The sequence below is a fragment of the Streptomyces sp. M2CJ-2 genome, from assembly GCF_016757295.1.
GTDB lineage: Bacteria > Actinomycetota > Actinomycetes > Streptomycetales > Streptomycetaceae > Streptomyces.
On record NZ_JAESIF010000217.1, the window covers coordinates 1 to 1702 of the forward strand.

Annotated in this window: 2 protein-coding genes; one reads left to right on the forward strand and one right to left on the reverse strand. The window is 70.8% G+C overall.

Annotated elements, in window-relative coordinates; genetic code table 11:
* Positions 1-486, forward strand: a 486-nt coding sequence (locus tag JL475_RS38895) for an XRE family transcriptional regulator (RefSeq protein WP_202282909.1), incomplete at its 5' end; no start/stop codon positions are given.
* A 108-nt stretch (positions 487-594) separates the two neighbouring features.
* Here the strand turns inward: JL475_RS38895 and JL475_RS38900 are convergent.
* On the reverse strand, positions 595-1071 hold the full coding sequence (locus JL475_RS38900; protein ID WP_202282910.1) for a hypothetical protein: 477 nt from the start codon (positions 1069-1071) through the stop codon (positions 595-597).
* Between the last annotated feature and the right edge of the window lie 631 nt (positions 1072-1702).

Here is a 1702-nt window from a genome sequence, read left to right on the forward strand (position 1 = left end):
GGGGCTGGCGAATTGCGCGGCAGAGTCGTCAGGCAGCTCAAGGGCACCCGCGCGGTGGCCGACCTGCTCGGCATCTCCCAGCGCACCGTGGAGCGCTACGTGAAAGACCAGATCCGCCGGCCCCGCGCCGACCTCGCCCGGCGCCTTCAGGACGCGGTGCGCGCCCGCCGGCAGCCCCGCATCCGCGCCCAGGCCCGGAAGCAGGCGGCCACCAGCACCGGCCTGGTCGTCGACACCCGGGCCCGGTTCGGCTTCACCGCGCCCGGCGCCACCGACGACGCCCGCGTCCGTCACCTCACCCTCGCCCTGCCTCCGCAGTACGCGGCCCGCCTCTTCGACGCCCAGGACACCGGCGCCGGCGCACAGCAGCTGCGGGACATCGCCGCCGAGGGCCTGGGCGAGGTCTACTTCCGCGACGGCGGCCGCCGTGCCCACGGCCTGGAGGTGGCGTTCACCGACGTGGAACACCTCGAGTTCGACCTGTAGGTGGTGCGGCGTGCTGCCGCATGTGTCGGTCCTGTTGAGCCGAAGCCCGATAGTTGTCACATCGGCTCAGGCGACGGTGACGAACACGGTGATGCCGAAGGCCCGCAGCTACTGCGCCGAGGTACCGCGCGAGTAGCGGCGGCGCAGTGCGCGCAGCTGGGCCACCTGCTCCTCGAAGGGCGGTGCCTCCGCGGCCTCGAGGTACGGCACCGGCAGAAAGACGACAGCGCCGCCGCGCAGCTTGGCCGCGACACGGAGATGGGTGCTGCGGGTGCGGGGGTCGCTGCTGTCTACCCGTACTTCCTCGAAGTGGACGATCTCGTCCCACTCCAGCCGGTGCCACCGCAGCACCGTGCGGAACCTCAGTCCGGCCGGCCCCGCCTCCACGCGGCGCCCGAGCAGCGCGAGGGCGCTCGCAACGGTCGCCACAGCGACAGATCCGGAGAGGATCCCCCACGTGTCGGCCTGCGCAACACCGAGTCCGGCTGCGACCCCTGCCGCAATCGCCACCAGTGCGGACAACGCGATCGCCACACGTACGGACTTGCCTCCGGCGCGCAGGGACAGCTCACCATGATCAGTCACCCTCGTGATCCTGCCACCCGCCCGCCACCACGCCCAGGGCGCCGATCACACCTGGCCAAGTGCGGATCTGCATCTCAAGGTCACCGGTTTCTGTAGTGGTGACACCAGTGCTCTCCAGCGCTGGTGTCAGGGCGGTGGGCTGGGGGTTCGCCGTGCGGTGTGGGGTGGTGGTGACCTCGGGGTGCGGTTTTTGCGGTGACGGCTTGTGAGGTTGCTGCAGGTCGCGGCGTGTCCTTCCGGTACAGATGCGCACCGGGCGCTGGAAGATCCCGCACCAAATGCCGCGAGGTCACCGCATCCGCGCGGCAACGACCTTGCGCGAAAGGGCAGTTGTCAGTCCGCCGCTCTATGGTCGTCCGTGTCCGTGATCGACGGGCCGGCGTCCGAGACGTCGTACGTACTACTCCACAGGGAGAACTGTGTCATCCAGACGTGAACGACCCACAACACGCCAGGCGTTCCGCGCTGGCCGGGTGGTGCGGGGGGCTCTGTCGCTCGCCGTGCTCACCGGCGGAGCGCTCGTCCCTGCCATGACCGGCACCGCGTCCGCGGCGACCGGCGGACACGCCGCGGTGTCCGGCCGTTACGGGGACTTCAACGGCGACGGCCATGTCGACCTCGCCACCTCCGC